Annotated in this window: 12 protein-coding genes; 9 read left to right on the top strand and 3 right to left on the bottom strand. The window is 65.3% G+C overall.

Annotated features, from left to right (window positions below; translation table 11 throughout):
- Nucleotides 1-273: 273 nt before the first annotated feature.
- Complete coding sequence (locus tag DN388_RS08435; RefSeq protein ID WP_043861150.1) at nt 274-1,653, top strand: amino acid permease; 1,380 nt, start codon at nt 274-276, stop codon at nt 1,651-1,653.
- Between the two features lie 106 nt (nt 1,654-1,759).
- Here the strand turns inward: DN388_RS08435 and DN388_RS08440 are convergent, their stop codons facing one another.
- Nucleotides 1,760-2,911 carry a cysteine desulfurase family protein gene (locus tag DN388_RS08440; RefSeq protein ID WP_100633310.1) on the bottom strand — a complete coding sequence of 384 codons (1,152 nt, stop codon included), beginning with the start codon at nt 2,909-2,911 and terminating at the stop codon, nt 1,760-1,762.
- A 198-nt stretch (nt 2,912-3,109) separates the two neighbouring features.
- Nucleotides 3,110-5,236, bottom strand: coding sequence for a methyl-accepting chemotaxis protein (locus DN388_RS08445; protein ID WP_088515201.1), 2,127 nt, complete (start codon nt 5,234-5,236; stop codon nt 3,110-3,112).
- Nucleotides 5,237-5,632: 396 nt separating this feature from the next.
- On the opposite strand from DN388_RS08445, the gene DN388_RS08450 reads away from it, so the two are divergent.
- The 8 genes from DN388_RS08450 to DN388_RS08485 all read left to right on the top strand — a co-directional run bounded on the left by DN388_RS08450 (nt 5,633) and on the right by DN388_RS08485 (nt 13,986).
- Nucleotides 5,633-7,849, top strand: a complete 2,217-nt coding sequence (locus tag DN388_RS08450) for a TonB-dependent siderophore receptor (protein WP_254998687.1) — start codon at nt 5,633-5,635, stop codon at nt 7,847-7,849.
- 105 nt (nt 7,850-7,954) lie between these two features.
- Complete coding sequence (locus tag DN388_RS08455; protein WP_054915163.1) at nt 7,955-8,665, top strand: response regulator transcription factor; 711 nt, start codon at nt 7,955-7,957, stop codon at nt 8,663-8,665.
- Nucleotides 8,662-10,023: a sensor histidine kinase gene (locus DN388_RS08460; RefSeq protein ID WP_054915162.1), complete on the top strand. Its 1,362-nt coding sequence runs from the start codon at nt 8,662-8,664 to the stop codon at nt 10,021-10,023. The genes DN388_RS08455 and DN388_RS08460 overlap by 4 nt, the downstream gene beginning before the upstream one ends.
- The gene (locus tag DN388_RS08465) at nt 10,023-10,307 is read left to right on the top strand and encodes a hypothetical protein (RefSeq protein ID WP_043861156.1); all 285 of its coding nucleotides are present in this window, start codon (nt 10,023-10,025) and stop codon (nt 10,305-10,307) included. Before DN388_RS08460 ends, DN388_RS08465 begins: the two co-directional genes overlap by 1 nt.
- Nucleotide 10,308: 1 nt before the next feature.
- Complete coding sequence (locus tag DN388_RS08470; RefSeq protein WP_104572666.1) at nt 10,309-11,832, top strand: PepSY domain-containing protein; 1,524 nt, start codon at nt 10,309-10,311, stop codon at nt 11,830-11,832.
- A gap of 1 nt (nt 11,833) precedes the next feature.
- The gene (locus DN388_RS08475; RefSeq protein WP_254998694.1) at nt 11,834-12,157 is read left to right on the top strand and encodes a DUF3325 domain-containing protein; all 324 of its coding nucleotides are present in this window, start codon (nt 11,834-11,836) and stop codon (nt 12,155-12,157) included.
- 22 nt (nt 12,158-12,179) lie between these two features.
- Nucleotides 12,180-12,998, top strand: a complete 819-nt coding sequence (locus DN388_RS08480) for a sulfite exporter TauE/SafE family protein (protein WP_231390634.1) — start codon at nt 12,180-12,182, stop codon at nt 12,996-12,998.
- A gap of 106 nt (nt 12,999-13,104) precedes the next feature.
- Nucleotides 13,105-13,986 (top strand): LysR substrate-binding domain-containing protein, encoded by an 882-nt coding sequence (locus DN388_RS08485; protein ID WP_254998704.1) that lies wholly within the window; start codon nt 13,105-13,107, stop codon nt 13,984-13,986.
- Nucleotides 13,987-14,052: 66 nt separating this feature from the next.
- On the opposite strand, the gene DN388_RS08490 is transcribed toward DN388_RS08485, so the two are convergent.
- The gene (locus DN388_RS08490; protein WP_043861160.1) at nt 14,053-14,889 is read right to left on the bottom strand and encodes a bifunctional allantoicase/(S)-ureidoglycine aminohydrolase; all 837 of its coding nucleotides are present in this window, start codon (nt 14,887-14,889) and stop codon (nt 14,053-14,055) included.
- Between the last annotated feature and the right edge of the window lie 95 nt (nt 14,890-14,984).

Consider the following 14,984-nt stretch of genomic DNA (forward strand, 5'->3'; position numbering starts at 1 on the left):
CATGACCGTCAGGGCCCACTCGCTCGCCGCCTACCACAAACCCGCTGCAGCCCCTCAGGAAAAAAATGCAGGATGTTGTGCGCAGAAATCGCTTGAGGTGGCCGGCCTTGCCGTCCAAGGTGCCACCCTGATAGCCATTGCCTGAAAAAGGCTGAAGCGTGCGGCGCAGGCACATGACGATGCCTGCGTGAGGAGCGGCCTTCTGCAAGCGTGACGCGTCATCTCGCTGCAGAACGTTGCCGTCTTCTCCCAATAATAAGAGAGGTAAAGGAAATGCAATCCAACAGTCTCAAGCAGAGCCTGAAGCAACGTCACATCACCATGATCGCGCTGGGGGGCGTGATCGGGGCCGGGCTTTTCATGGGCTCCGGCTCGCTGATCGCGTCGGCCGGCCCCGCCGCGATCCTGTCGTATTTCATCGGCGGCATCGTGGTCACCCTGGTGATGTTCATGCTTGGCGAGATGGCCTGCCGCACCCCCGATGCGGGGTCGTTCTCCACCTACGCCAACATGTACCTGGGCGAGTGGGCCGGCTTTACCGTCGGCTGGCTGTACTGGTTCAAGTCGATGATGACGATCACCCTGGAGGCCGTGCTGCTGGGCGCCATCCTGCATGATTTTCTGCCCTGGCTGCCGATCTGGGCGGGCGCGTTCATCATGCTGGTGACCCTGATGGCGAGCAACGCCTACTCGGTGAAGTCGTTCGCCGAAGTGGAGTACTGGCTGGCCGCGCTGAAGGTCGCCACCATCCTCATCTTCATGCTGCTGGGCGTGTCGATACTGCTCGGCCTGCACAGCGACATCCCGTCCCCTGGCCTGGTGAACCTGACCGCGCACGACGGCTTCATGCCCAATGGCCTGTCGCCGGTGATGGCGGGGGTGATCGTGGTGATCTTCTCGCTGGGCGGCAGTGAAATCGCCGCCGTGGCGGCTGGCGAGTCCGAGAACCCGCGCCGCAACGTGATCCGCGCGATCAAGAGCGTGATCCTGCGCGTGATGCTGTTCTACGTGGGCTCGGTGTCGATCCTGATCCTGTGCCTGCCGTGGACCGACAAGGCCAACCTGGCGTCGCCCTATGTGTCGCTGTTCACCCTGGCCGGGTTCGGCGGCGCGGCGGTGGCGATGAAGATCGTGCTGTTCGTCTCGTTCATGTCGGTGATGAACTCGTTCATGTTCTCCAACTCGCGCATGCTGTTCTCCCTGAGCCAGCGTGGGCATGCGCCCAAGCTGTTCTCGCACACCACGGCCAAGGGCGTGCCGCTCAATGCCTTGCTGCTCAGCCTGTGCATCTGCCTGACGATTCTGACCGTGCACTTTCTCAGCGGCGGCGACCTGTTCATGACCCTGGCCAAGAGCAGCGGCACCTTCGTGATGATCGTGTGGATCTTCATCATCATTGCCCACCTGGCCATGCGCCTGAAAACCCGTCACGAACCGGTCGACCCCAAGGCCTTCCGCGCCTGGTTCTTCCCTTATGCCAACGTCGTGGCACTGCTTGCGCTGCTCGCCGTGATCGGCAGCCAGGCCATCGACCCGGCATCGCGCCTGCAACTGTGGTTCATCGCGGCCACCACGGTGCTGGTGGTGGTGGCCTATTTCGTGAAGCGCAACCGGGTGGCCGACAAACCGGCGGCTTACGTGCAAGCCGAGTAAGCCGTGGCAAGGGTGTAGGAACCAGCCTTGCTGGCGATGCCCGGCCATGCCGGGCCAGGGGTGCTGTACGCACCATCGCCGGCAAGGCCGGCTCCTGCAGGCCGCTTTACCAGAACCCTGCCGGCGCCTGCAGCGCAGCCCTGAACACCTCGATTGCCCGCTCCACATCTGCCATCTCGGTATACCGCCCCACGCTCACCCGCACACTGCTCAGCGCCTGGCCGGCATCCAGCCCCAGTGCCAGCAGCACATGCGAAGGGGCCTGGGTGGCCGAGCTGCACGCGGAGGTCGACGACAGCGCCAGGCTGCCGGCCACCTGCGCGCTGTTGAACCCGCTGCGGCTGATGCACAGGTTCAAGGTGTGCGGGATGCGCTGCTGCGCGCACCCATTCAGGGTCACGCCCGGCAGGGCCAGCAAGCCTTCACGCAGGCGCTGGCTCAGTTGCTCGATGCGCATGCTTTGCGCATCACCTTGCACGCCCGCCAGCTCGAACGCCGCGCCCATGCCCACAATCTGATGCGTGGCCAGCGTACCCGAGCGCATACCGCCCTCGTGCCCGCCGCCATGCATCTGCGCCTGCAGCACGGGGCGCGCACGCGGGCCGACGTAGAGCGCACCGATGCCTTTGGGCCCATAGACCTTGTGCGCCGAAAACGACATCAGGTCGACCGCCAGCGTGCCCAGGTCGATGGCCACCTTGCCCACCGCCTGCGCCGCGTCCACGTGCAGCAGTGCGCCGTGTTCGCGCACGATGTCGCCGATGCGGGCAATGTCGGTGAGGGTGCCGAGTTCGTTGTTCACCCACATCAACGACACCAGTGCGGTGTCCTCGCGCAAGGCCGCCTGCACGGCCTCTGGCTGGATCAGCCCCTGTGCATCGGGCTTGAGCCAGGTGACCGTGTGGCCCTGGCGCTCCAGTTCATGGGCGGTGTCGATCACCGCCTTGTGCTCCAGGCAACTGGTGATCAGGTGACGGCGCCCAGGCTGGCCCTGGGCAATGCCTTTGAGGGCCAGGTTGTTGGACTCGGTGGCGCCCGAGGTCCATACAAGGGCGTGTGCGGTAGCGCCAACCCGGTCGGCCACTTGCTGGCGCGCGTGGTCCACGGCCTGTCGGGCGGCCTGGCCATAGCCGTGGCCAGTGGAGGCGGGGTTGCCGAAATTGCCCTGGCGGCCGAGGCAGGCCAGCATGGCTTCGATCACCCGGTCATCGACCGGAGTAGTGGCGGCGTAGTCGAGGTACAGCGGTAGTTCTGGCATGGTCATCGTCTTTTTGTGCACGTGAAGGGCAGGTAGGTAGCCTACCGACGATGACGGAGAAAATTTTTGACTGTTGTTCGGTTTGTTTGGTGCTTATAGAAAAAATATTCTCTTTGTGTCTCAGGGATTAGTATATTTTTCGTCATCGCACGCCGCCGACCGTATTCACGCCTAAACCGTTGCGCCTCGCCAACCCCATCACACCCTGAACATCGCCATCAGCCCCTGCTGATGATTGGCCAGCCGGTTGAGTGTCTGGCTGATCTGCGCCGATTCCTCGGCTTGCCCGGACAACGATTCGGTCACGTCGCGAATGCTCGCCACGTTGCGGTTCACTTCTTCGGCCACGGCACTCTGCTCCTCCGCCGCCGAAGCGATCTGCAGGTTCATGTCGGTGATCACCGCCACCGCATCGCCAATGCGCTGCAGGGCCGGCAATGCCTGCTCCACACGCGCCGCGCTGTCCTGCGCCTGGCGGTGGCTGTTGTGCATGGCCTCCACCACCTCGCGGGTGCCTTGCTGCAACCCTTCTATATCGACGCGAATCTCGTCCACCGAGTCCTGGGTGCGCTTGGCCAGGTTGCGCACTTCATCGGCCACCACCGCAAAGCCACGCCCGGCTTCCCCCGCCCGCGCTGCCTCGATGGCGGCATTCAACGCCAGCAGGTTGGTCTGCCCGGCAATCGAACGGATCACGTCCAGCACCGAGCCGATCTGCTCGCTGCGCGTGGCCAGGTGCTCCACCTCCTGCATGCTGGTGGTCATCTCGCCGGCCAGTTGTTCGATGGCGCGGGTGGTGTCGCCAATAAGCTCCAGGCCTTCGCGGCTGGCATGGTCGGCGCCGCGCGCAGCCTCGGCGGCCTGCGCGGCGTTGCGCGCCACATCCTGCGCAGTCGCGCTCATCTCGTGCGACGCCGTCGCCACCTGGTCCACCTCGCGGTACTGCTGATGCATGCCGGCGCTGGTCTGGCTGGCCAGTGCCGCCGACTGGTCGGCGGTGCCGCGTGCGTCGTGCACCGAGGCCTTCACGTCGGCAATCACCGGCTGCAGCTTGTCGAGAAACCGGTTGAACCAGCCCGCCAGCTCACCCAGCTCGTCCTTGCCCGCATACTCCAGGCGCCGGGTCAGGTCGCCCTCGCCACTGGCGATGTCCTTGAGCATCGCCGCCACGTCCAGTATCGGGCGGGTCACGCCGCGCGCGGTCAGCCAGATCACCAGCAACCCCACCACCGCGGCCACCAGTGCCATCAACAGGCTGCTGAGGTTGGCGCTGGCATTGTAGGTGTCCAGGCGATTGTTGAGTGCCACGGCCGGCGCACGCAGCACCTGCTCGGGCACCTCCAGCAGCACGCTCCACGGCTGGGCACCGGGCACCGGGGCGAACGACTGGCTCACCTGCAGCAGGCCGTTGTCGTTGAATTCGGCCGCCTTGCCGGCGCGCATCTGTTCGGCCAGGGCCCTGGAGTCGGTGCCGAACACCTGCTCGAAGTGCTTGCTCAACTGGCCGCTGTCCTCGCTGTGGCCGGCCAGCAGGCCGGTCGCGCTGACGATGCTCACCTGCCCGTTGCCGTCGAACAGGTCCTTGCGTCCCTCCAGGCTCAGCAGCTGCAGGTTGTCCAGGCTGATGTCCACACCCAGCACGCCGATCAGCTTGCCGTTGTGCTTGAGCGGGATGGAGATGCTGGTGGTCAGCGGGGTGCGGTCGCCCACGGTGTCGAAGTAGGGCTCTACCATGCAGGTGTCACCGCTCTCCAGGGTGCAGGTCAGCCAGCGGTTGGAGACCGAGCCATTGGCCGAGACGCTGGTGTCGGCGAGCATCGATTCAGGCATCGCCTCGCGCTCCAGGGTGCCGGGGCTGGGCTGCGACCAGTACAACGAGAACCGTCCGGCCTCGTTGCTGCCCGCGCCGGCCTGGTTGACGAAGGCCGCGTCCTTGCCGTCCAGCGCATCGGGCAGGAACACCAGGTACAGCCCGAGCAGTTCGGGGTTGTTGCCCAGCGCCCGTTCGGTTTCGCGGGTCAGGGCCTGGCGCAGGTCGCCATTGCCCTGGGCGCGAAGGTACATCACCAGGTCTGCAAAACCGTTGCCGTACAGGTAGGCGCTCTGAAAGTAGCGCTGGATCTGCGCCGCCTGCAGCTGCGCGTAGGTGTGCAGGCGCAGGCGCGCGTTCTGGTCGAGCATCTGGGTGCTGGCGCTGCTCACCAGCGTGGCGCTGCGCGAGGACTGCACCCGTGTCGCCACCATCAGCACCACCACGACGGCCAGCAGGCACAGGCCCGCCAGCAAGGTGATCTTCCATTGAATTCGCAGGCGACGCAGCAACATGATCAGGTCCTTGATTTCACGGTGTCGAGCAGCAACGGCCCGCTCTGGATCGCGGGTGGGCATCGTTGGGCGGTGCTCGGCAGGGGTGGCGCAGTGATGGCATACAGGAGGCAAGGACCATAAGAAAATTGACAGACAAGTGTCAATTAATATTTCCACTTTGAGGCGGGGTGCTCGCAGATAAAACGCAAAATTGCCGATTTTTCCGTTTTTTCGCGGGTGATGACTGATGGTTTGTTTATTAAATTAGACAGATTGGTTATCAGCCCAGGCGGAACCATATGTAAATTTCGTAAATAAGATTTAAACCCATTTGAGAATCATTATATTTGGCGTCTCTTTGTGGCAGCCCTGCCGTGCAGGCTGCCCTTGTGCTTGATGTGACGGAGACGTGAAATGCAGTCCAGAAGTACCCCCAACAGCCTGGCCTGGGCCTTTGTCGCGCTGTCATCGCCGGCCCTGATTGCCACCTCGGCCCAGGCCGATGACGAGCAGAACGGCGAGAACACCCTGGTGATCCAGAACACCATGGTCACCGCCGAGCAGGAAGCCAAGCAGGCACTGGGCTCTTCGATCATCACCGCCGAGGACATCAAGCGTCACCCGCCCGCCAACGACCTGTCCGACATCATCCGTCGCGAACCGGGGGTCAACCTCACCGGCAACAGCGCCAGCGGCGCGCGCGGCAACAACCGCCAGATCGACCTGCGCGGCATGGGCCCGGAAAACACCCTGATCCTGATCGACGGCAAGCCCTCCAGCGCCCGCAACGCAGTGCGCTACGGCTGGAACGGCGACCGCGACACCCGTGGCGAAACCAACTGGGTACCGGCCGAGGCGGTGGAGCGCATCGAGATCCTGCGCGGCCCGGCTGCTGCACGCTATGGCTCCGGCGCCATGGGCGGGGTGGTCAACATCATCACCAAGCGCCCCACCCAGGAGCTGCAGGGCAACGTCAGCCTGTTCACCACGCTGCCCGAAGACCACGCCGAAGGCGCCAGCAAGCGCACCAACTTCAGCCTCAGCGGCGGCCTCACCGACGACCTGGCGTTCCGTGTGTATGGCGGCCTGGCCAAGACCGACGCCGATGACCTGGACATCAACGCCAAGAGCGCCAACAGCGCGCTGGTGGCCGGCCGCGAAGGCGTGCGCAACAAGGACATCAACGGCCTGCTCAGCTGGCGCCTGAACGATGAACACCGCCTGGAGCTGGGCAGCGGCTACAGCCGCCAGGGCAATATCTACGCCGGCGACACCATGAACAGCAACGGCGGCGGTGACGTGGAGCGCATCTCCAGCCTGTACGGCCACGAAACCAACGTGATGCAACGCAGCACCTACGACCTCACGCACCTGGGCGACTTCCAGTGGGGCTCGACCAAGTCGTCGCTGTCGTATGAATACGTGCGCAACTGGCGCCTCAACGAAGGTCTGGCCGGTGGCCCGGAAGGCTCGATCAACGACACCGGTGCCGACATGTCGCGCCTGCGCAACACGCGCCTGTCCAGCGAAGTGAACCTGCCGTTCAGCCTCGACAGCAGCGAACATGTGCTGACCCTGGGTGGCGAGTACCTGTACGAAGTGCTCAACGACAAGGGCTCGCTGCGCCCGCAAAGCTTCGACCCCAGCGGTGGTGCCGGCAATGAAATCGCAGGCTTCGATCGCAGCGACTCGAAGATGTCGGCCAAGAGCTTCGCCCTGTTCGCCGAAGACAACATCGTGATCGGCGACACCACCATCACCCCGGGCCTGCGCCTGGATCACCACGAAGAGTTCGGCGACAACTACAGCCCGAGCCTGAACGTGGCGCACAAGCTCACCGACGACCTCACCGTCAAGGGCGGTATCGCACGGGCCTACAAGACCCCGAACCTGTACCAGGCCAACCCCAACTACCTGCTCTACAGCCGGGGCAACGGTTGCAGCACCCAGCAGACCAACAACGGCGGCTGCTACCTGCAGGGCAACCCCAACCTCGACCCCGAAACCAGCGTCAACAAGGAAATCGGCCTGCTCTACGACCGTGGCACCTGGCGCACCAGCGCGACGTACTTTCGCAACGACTACAAGAACAAGATCATCGGTGGCACCGACGTGATCTACGACATCAACAGCGGTCGCCGCGTGACCCAGTGGGAAAACGCCGGCAAGGCACTGGTGGAAGGGGTGGAAGGCAACTTCTTCGTCGAGCTGACCCCGTCGCTGGACTGGAACACCAACCTCACCCTGATGCTCAACAACGACAACCGCGACACCGGCGAGCCGCTGAGCGTGATTCCCAAGTACACGGTCAACAGCACCCTGGACTGGCGTGCCACCGACAAGCTGTCGTTCCAGGTCGCCGGTACCTACTTCGGCAAGCAGAAGTCGCCGACCTACAACTACCGCACCCAGCAGAACTACGACCTGGATGCCCAGCAGGACGTCGAAGCCTACGGCCTGGTCGATGTGAGCACCGGCTACAAGATCACCAAGAACTACGACGTGCGCTTTGGCGTGAACAACGTGTTCGACAAGCAGATCTACCGGGGTGGCAACGCCAGCAGTTCGGGCGCCAACACCTACAACCAGCCGGGCCGGGCGCTGTTCGCGGCACTGAACATCTCGTTCTGAGCCGCCATTGCCTACAGGCTGCCCCGGGTCGATCGCGCATCGATCGGCCCGGGGCGGCTTTTTGTGTTTTCAGGCCCTCTACACCCGTACTACCCAAGGTGAAGCGTGAGTTATCTATCAGCACAACCTGCCACGAAGATTCTGGCCGTCGAGGACGATCCGCTGCTGGCGGCCCATCTGGAACAGCACCTGCGTCGCCGCGGTTTCGATGTGAGCGTCTGTCATGGCGTGGACGACAGCACCGACCTGCAGGCCTGGACGGCCTTCGACCTGATCCTCATGGACATCCTCCTGCCCGGTCGCGACGGCCTGCAACTGCTGGGTGAATTGCGCGAGCGGTTCATGGTGCCGGTGATCCTGATGTCGGCACTGGGTGCCGAGCAGGACCGCATCGTCGGCTTCAGCCAGGGCGCCGACGACTACCTGCCCAAGCCGTTCAGCATGAACGAGATGGACGTGCGCATCGATGCGGTACTGCGCCGGGTCGCCTATGAGCGGGCCGCGCCGGAAGGCGCGCAGGGCGAGCCGGCGGCGCTGCGCAAGGACATGCGCCAGGACATGCAGCTGGGCACCGCGGTGGCCAGCTTCACCCCCATCGAGTACCGCCTGATGCAAGTGCTGCTGGCGCACCCCGAGGAAGTGCTGAGCAAGCCGTTCCTCTACCAGCAGGTGCTGCACAGGCCGTTCTCCCAGCAGGACCGCGTGCTGGACATGCACGTCAGCCATGTGCGTCGCAAGCTGGCCGCCATCGGCTATGCCGGCCGCCTGGCCACGGTATGGGGCAAGGGCTACGTGCTGACACAGGTGCCGGCATGAGCTTGCCCGGACGTCACTCGCTGCTGTGGAAACTGTGCGCGCTTCTGGTGGTGCTGTGCCTGTCGATCATCTGGTTCAGCCGCTCGGGCGGTGCGCACCTGGAGCGCAGGAGCTATCACCTGAGCGAGGAGGCGCGCCAGGTGCTCAAGGGCTACGCCGTGGAGGCCCACGCGGCGTGGCGCAGCGGCGGTACGCCAGGCGTCGACCGGTGGCTGGCCGACCTGAAGATCCGCGAGCCGGGCTGGGCGCTGGTGCTGGGCAGCGACCTGCGCTCGTTGAGCAGCCAGACGCTGACCGATGAGCAGCAGAAGTACGTGACGTTCATGCGCGAGCTCGACTGGCCCATGAGCAAGCGCTCCCCCGAGCTGCCGGCGATCAGCGTGCCGTTCCCCGAGGCGCCCCAGGCCGGCAGGCTGGTGATCCAGTTGCCCGAGCGCTTCATGCCGTCGATGCGTCCGCTGCTGGTGCAACTGCTGATCCACGGGCTGCTGCCGGCGCTGTTGGCACTGCTGGCGGGTTTTCTGCTGTATCGCGTGCTGATCGGCCCGCTGGCGCACCTGCGCGCCCAGGCCAATGCCCTGCGTGCCGACCGCCTGGACACCCGGGTCGACCCGGCGATTTCCCGGCGTAGCGACGAACTGGGCGATCTGGGGCGGGCCTTCGACCACATGGCCGAGCGCCTCGAAAAGACCGTGTCGCTGCAGCAGCGCCTGCTCGCCGACCTGTCCCACGAGTTGCGCACGCCGTTGACGCGCCTGCACATGGCCGCCGAAAACGAGCCCGACGATGACGTGTTGCGCGAGCGCCTGACCCGCGAGGTGCAGTGCATGCGCCAGCTGGTCGACGACACCCTGGAGCTGGTGTGGCTCGGCACCGAGCGCCCGCAACTGGCGCTGGACACGGTCGAGGTGCAGACACTGTGGGAGGTGGTACGCGAGAACGCCTGTTTCGAGTCCGGCTGGCGCGAGGGGCAACTGCCCATGGCGCTCACCGAAGACTGCCTGGTGCGCGGCCACCTCAACGGCCTGGCCCAGGCGATGGAAAACATCGTGCGCAATGCCATCCGCCATTCGCCTGCCAACGGGCAGGTGCGCCTGGGCGGCCGGCGCGATGGCGATTGCTGGCACCTGTGGATCGACGACCAGGGCCCCGGCGTGGCCGAGGCTGCGCTGGAGACCATCTTCCAACCCTTCACCCGACTCGACGCCGCACGCCCGGGCGGCGACGGCTTCGGCCTGGGCCTGACGATCGCCCGTTGCCGGGTGCAGTTGCAGGGTGGCCAGGTATGGGCACAGAACCTCAAGCCGGGCCTGCGCGTGAACCTGCGCCTGCCAGCGGCAGCACAAGGAGAAACCTGATGAGCAACACCCGACCGGTCTGGTTGTTGATTGTGTCGCGCGCGGCAGCCGCCTTGCTGGGCGGCTATGCATTCAGCTATGCGGCCACGGCTTTTCTGGCCCGTGTGCTGCCAATGCCTGCGGTGGATGCGGTGATCGTGGCCAGCCTGCCGTCCTTTGCGTTCTACACCTGCGCGTTCCTGTGGGCCTTCGCCAGTCGCGATGCCCTGCGTGCGTGGTGGCCGGCGGCGCTGGCGGTGCCGTTGGCGGCGGTCGGCTTCTGGCCGCAGTTGTGGAGCCTGTGAGATGAAAAATACCTTCACCCAATCCATGGCGTGGCTGCACACCTGGGCCGGCCTGATCTTCGGCTGGCTGCTGTTCGCGATATTCGCCACCGGTACGCTGGCGGTGTTCGACAGCGAAATCGACAACTGGATGCGCCCCGAGGTGCGCAGCCACGACCTCACCCAGTTGCAGGCCGCGCAACGTGGGCTGGCCTACCTGACCCAGCATGCACCGGGCGCCAGCAACTGGAACATCAGCCTGCCGGATGCGCGTTCGCCCGGTTTGCAGGTAGCGTCCGGCGAGCGTCGACGCGGTGGCGGCACCGCGCTCGACCCGCATACCGGCGAGCCGATCGAGGTGCGCGAAACGGCCGGCGGCAGCTTCTTCTTCCGCTTTCACTTCACCCTGAACCTGCCGCGCAACTGGGGCATCTTCGTGGTCGGTGCCCTGGCAATCGTGATGCTGGTGGGGCTGGTCAGCGGCATCGTGATCCACAAGAAGATCTTCAAGGAGTTCTTCACCTTCCGCCCTGGCAAGGGCCAGCGCTCGTGGCTGGATTTTCACAACGCCAGCGCGGTGCTGCTGTTGCCGTTTCACCTGATGATCACCTACACCGGGCTGGTGATCTTTTTGCTGATCTACATGCCGGCGGCGGTGGATGCGCTGTTCGAGGGTGACAACCAGGCGTACTACAAGGCCCAGGGCGAGCAGCGTCTGCCCACGCCGCGCGCGGCGCTCAAGCAGCCAGCCGCGCTGGTCGACCTGGCCCCGGTACTGGCCAGCGCGCAAGAGCGGCTGGGCGCAATCAGCAGCATCGGTATCTCCAACCCCGGTACGGCCGCCGCGCGGATCGAGGTGCGCCCGACCCTGGGGTATCGCATCGCCCTGAGCAAGGGGCAGGCCATGGTGTTCGACGGCGTCAGCGGCGAGCTGCTGCGCGATGTGCCCGACATGCGGCCTGCCGTGCTCACCCAGCGGGTGATGGCGGGGCTGCACTTCGCGCAGTTCGGCGGCTATCCGATGCGCTGGCTGTACTTCGTGTGTGCGTTGGTCAGCACCGCGATGATCGGCACCGGGCTGGTGCTGTTCTGCGTCAAGCGCCGGCGCAAGTACGCCAGTGCCTCGGTGTCGGCGCAGCGTTGGTACAAGGTGGCCGAGAGCTTCAACGTGGCGTTCGTCGCCGGCCTGATGCTGGCCTGCGCAGGCTTGCTGTGGGCCAACCGCCTGCTGCCGGTGGAGCTGGCGCAGCGGGCCAACTGGGAGGTCAAGGCGTTCTTCGCGGTGTGGTTGCTGTCGCTGCTGCATGCCGGTTTGCGCCCGGCGCAGCGCGCCTGGGCCGAGCAGCTGGGGCTGGCCGCGGTACTGTGCATCGGCCTGCCGGTGCTGGGCGCGTTGACCGCGCAGCACGACCCGGCGCACCGCGTGCTGGAGGCCACCAGCGTGGTGCTGGGTGGGTTGCTGGCGTATGCGGCATGGCGCTGCGTGGCGCCGCGTGAAGAAAAACCTGCGCGCAAGCGTGCGACGGTAGCGGTGGAGGGGCAATGATATGCTGATGATCGGCGCGGTGGTGTTTGCCTATGTGGGTATGTTGGCGTTGTGCCTGGGGCTGGAGCGGCACTACAAGCAGGTGTGGGACAGGGCACCTGCACCCTGGTTGAGGGTGGCCCTGCGGTCGGCGGGCTGGTCGGCGCTGGCCATCAGCCTGTGGGTCAGTGGCGTGGCCTGGGGCTGGGCGATGGGGCCGGTAGCCTGGTTTGGCGGTATTTCACTGGCGGGGTTCGGGGTGGCGATGCTGTTGCCGTACTGGCCGCGTGCAATGGTTTGGCTGGCCGCAGCGTTGCCGTTGTGGGGCGTGCTGCTGGCGGTGTGACGATGTTGCAGTGGGGGCTGACATGCTGGACAGGCCCCCCCTGCGCGATGGCATCATCGCTAACTCGTTCACAGTCACCCCGGATGTCTTGCAGATGCTCACGATCTACCTGGTGGTCGCTCTCGGGGCCGTTGTTGCGGGGTTCGTCCAGGGGCTTTCGGGCTTCGCCTTCAGCATGGTCGCGATGTCGTTCTGGGCCTGGGTGCTCGACCCGAAGCTGGCCGCCACCCTGGCGGTGTTCGGCGGCCTCACCGGGCAGGTGGTGGCCGCGTTCTCGGTGCGCCGGGGCTTGAGCCTGCAACGCCTGCTGCCTTTCATCCTCGGTGGCCTGGCCGGCATTCCTCTGGGTGTTGCGCTGTTGCCCAACCTGGACATGCACTGGTTCAAGACCTTGCTCGGGGCCCTGCTGGTGACTTGGTGCCCGGTCATGCTGCTGGCCGGCAGATTGCCGAGAATCCCGCTGGCCGGCCGGCTGGTCGATGGCGTCATCGGTGTGATCGGTGGCGTTATGGGTGGGCTTGGCGGTTTCACCGGCACGGTCCCGACGCTGTGGTGCACCCTCAAGGGCTACGAGCGCGACCTGCAGCGCTCGATCATCCAGAACTTCAACCTGTCGATGCTGTTCGTGACCATGCTCACCTACCTGGGCACCGGCATCGTTACGGTGGACATGCTGCCGTTCTTCGCCATCGTCGCGCCGGCCATGCTGATTCCGACCTTCCTTGGTACGCGCCTGTACATCGGCATCAGCGACCTGCAGTTTCGCCGCATCGTGCTGGGCTTGCTGACTGCCTCGGGTGTCTCGCTGCTGATTTCGTCTGTGCCGAACCTGCTGGGGTAACCCAACCCTTTGGCCGGCTAGGCCGGCTCCTGCAGGTTCGCGCATTTGCCCAACCCCCCGGCACATGCTAGAAAACCGCCTACCCATTCAAAACCTGAATCCCGCCATGAGCCTCAGCCTCAAACCCAACAGGTCTCTGTTCGACCTCGACCTGCTGCGCGCCATCGTGGTGGTGGCCGACTGCGGCAGTTTCACCACAGCGGCCACGCGCCTGCATTCCACCCAGTCGACCATCAGCCAGAAGGTCCGGCGCCTCGAGGAGATGGTCGGTCACCGCCTGCTCGAGCGCGGCAATCGCGAGGTGCTGCCCACCGACGCCGGCCAGACCCTGCTCGGCTATGCCCGCCACATGCTCGCCCTCAACGACCAGATGCTCGAAGCCCTGGCCGGCGCCACGGTCGGCGTGACCCTGCGCCTGGGCGTCCCGGAAGACTTCGTTGGCGGGCGCACCACCAACGCGCTGTCGGCGTTCAACCGCAGGCACCCGCAGGTCAAGCTCGAAGTCACCAGCGGCCTGTGCCGCGACCTCAGCCAGAGCTACGACAACGGCGAGCTCGACCTGGTGCTGCTCAAGCAGCGGCGCAACGGTCGCGAAGGGGTGGCCAGCTGGCCGGAGCAATTGCGCTGGATCGACAGCGCGCACAACCCGGCCCTGGCGCTGGCCCCGATCCCGCTGGTGACCTTTCCGCCACGCGGGCTGTACCGCGACGAAATCATCAGCGCAGTAGAGAGCCTGGGCCGGCGCTGGCGCATCGCGTTCACCAGCTCCAGCCTCAGCGGCATTCAGGCCGCCGTGGCCGACGGCATGGGTATCAGCCTGCTGCCGCCACGCGCCGTCACCGCCGAGCACCGGGTGCTCGGCGAGGCGGATGGCCTGCCGGTGATCGACAGCTACGAGATTCTGATTCTGCATCGCCAGACGGCCGACCCGATGGTACGAGCGCTGGCGGGCGTGTTGACCGGCCTGCTCGAAGCACAGGCGGTGTGAGCCTGCGGGTTACTTCCCCACAAAAAAGCCCGCCAGTCACGGCGGGCTTTCTGCATCGCTACCTGCTTAACGCTTTGGGTTCAGCGTCAGGTTCACGTTGCGGTTCACATCCTTGTACAGCAGGTAGCGGAACGGGCCAGGGCCACCCGAGTAGCAGGCCTGCGGGCAGAAGGCGCGCAGCCACATGAAGTCGCCGGCTTCCACTTCGACCCAGTCCTGGTTCAGGCGGTACACCGCCTTGCCTTCCAGCACGTACAGGCCGTGCTCCATCACGTGGGTTTCCGCGAACGGGATGGTGCCGCCCGGCTGGAAGGTCACGATGTTGACGTGCATGTCGTGGCGCATGTCGGCCATGTCGACGAAGCGGGTGGTGACCCAGGCGCCATCGGTGCCCGGCATCGGGATCGGGGTAACGTCCTGTTCGTTGGTGACGAACGCTTCCGGGTGCGCCAGGCCTTCGACTTCCTGGTAGTGCTTGCGGATCCAGTGGAAGGTCACGTTGGCCGCGCTGTTGTTGCGCAGGCTCCAGTCGGCGCCCGGCGGAATGAACGCGTAGCCGCCTGGCTTGAGGGTGTACGGCTTGCCTTGCAGGGTGATGTCGACTTCACCCTCGACCACGAATAGAACCGCCTCGGCGTTCTTGTCCTGCTCCGGGCGCTCGCTGCCGCCTTCAGGGGCAACTTCGACGATGTACTGCGAGAAGGTCTCGGCGAAACCCGACAGCGGGCGGGCGATGACCCACATGCGCATCTTGTCCCAGAAGGGCAGGTGGCTGGTGACGATGTCACGCATCACGCCCTTGGGGATCACCGCGTAGGCTTCGGTGAACATGGCACGGTCTGTCAGCAGCTCGGTCTGAGCCGGGTGCCCGCCGTGGGGGGCGAAGTAAGTGGTTCTGGACATGGACAGTCTCGATGTTTGTTGTTGTGTCCCCCGGGCCAGCCTGCGGCGGGCGGCCCCGTTCAGGGATTGCACCGCTACGTTATGACCATCTTTAG

The organism is Pseudomonas sp. S12(2018) (assembly GCF_024355235.1).
Classification (GTDB): domain Bacteria; phylum Pseudomonadota; class Gammaproteobacteria; order Pseudomonadales; family Pseudomonadaceae; genus Aquipseudomonas; species Aquipseudomonas palmensis.

Coding starts and splice junctions, on each gene's coding strand:
- DN388_RS08440 (WP_100633310.1), bottom strand. CDS start 2,911: ATGCCAGAACTACCGCTGTACCTCGACTACGCCGCCACTACTCCGGTC.
- DN388_RS08460 (WP_054915162.1), top strand. CDS start 8,662: ATGAGCTTGCCCGGACGTCACTCGCTGCTGTGGAAACTGTGCGCGCTT.
- DN388_RS08475 (WP_254998694.1), top strand. CDS start 11,834: ATGCTGATGATCGGCGCGGTGGTGTTTGCCTATGTGGGTATGTTGGCG.
- DN388_RS08450 (WP_254998687.1), top strand. CDS start 5,633: ATGCAGTCCAGAAGTACCCCCAACAGCCTGGCCTGGGCCTTTGTCGCG.
- DN388_RS08465 (WP_043861156.1), top strand. CDS start 10,023: ATGAGCAACACCCGACCGGTCTGGTTGTTGATTGTGTCGCGCGCGGCA.
- DN388_RS08485 (WP_254998704.1), top strand. CDS start 13,105: ATGAGCCTCAGCCTCAAACCCAACAGGTCTCTGTTCGACCTCGACCTG.
- DN388_RS08435 (WP_043861150.1), top strand. CDS start 274: ATGCAATCCAACAGTCTCAAGCAGAGCCTGAAGCAACGTCACATCACC.
- DN388_RS08480 (WP_231390634.1), top strand. CDS start 12,180: ATGCTGGACAGGCCCCCCCTGCGCGATGGCATCATCGCTAACTCGTTC.
- DN388_RS08445 (WP_088515201.1), bottom strand. CDS start 5,236: ATGTTGCTGCGTCGCCTGCGAATTCAATGGAAGATCACCTTGCTGGCG.
- DN388_RS08470 (WP_104572666.1), top strand. CDS start 10,309: ATGAAAAATACCTTCACCCAATCCATGGCGTGGCTGCACACCTGGGCC.
- DN388_RS08490 (WP_043861160.1), bottom strand. CDS start 14,889: ATGTCCAGAACCACTTACTTCGCCCCCCACGGCGGGCACCCGGCTCAG.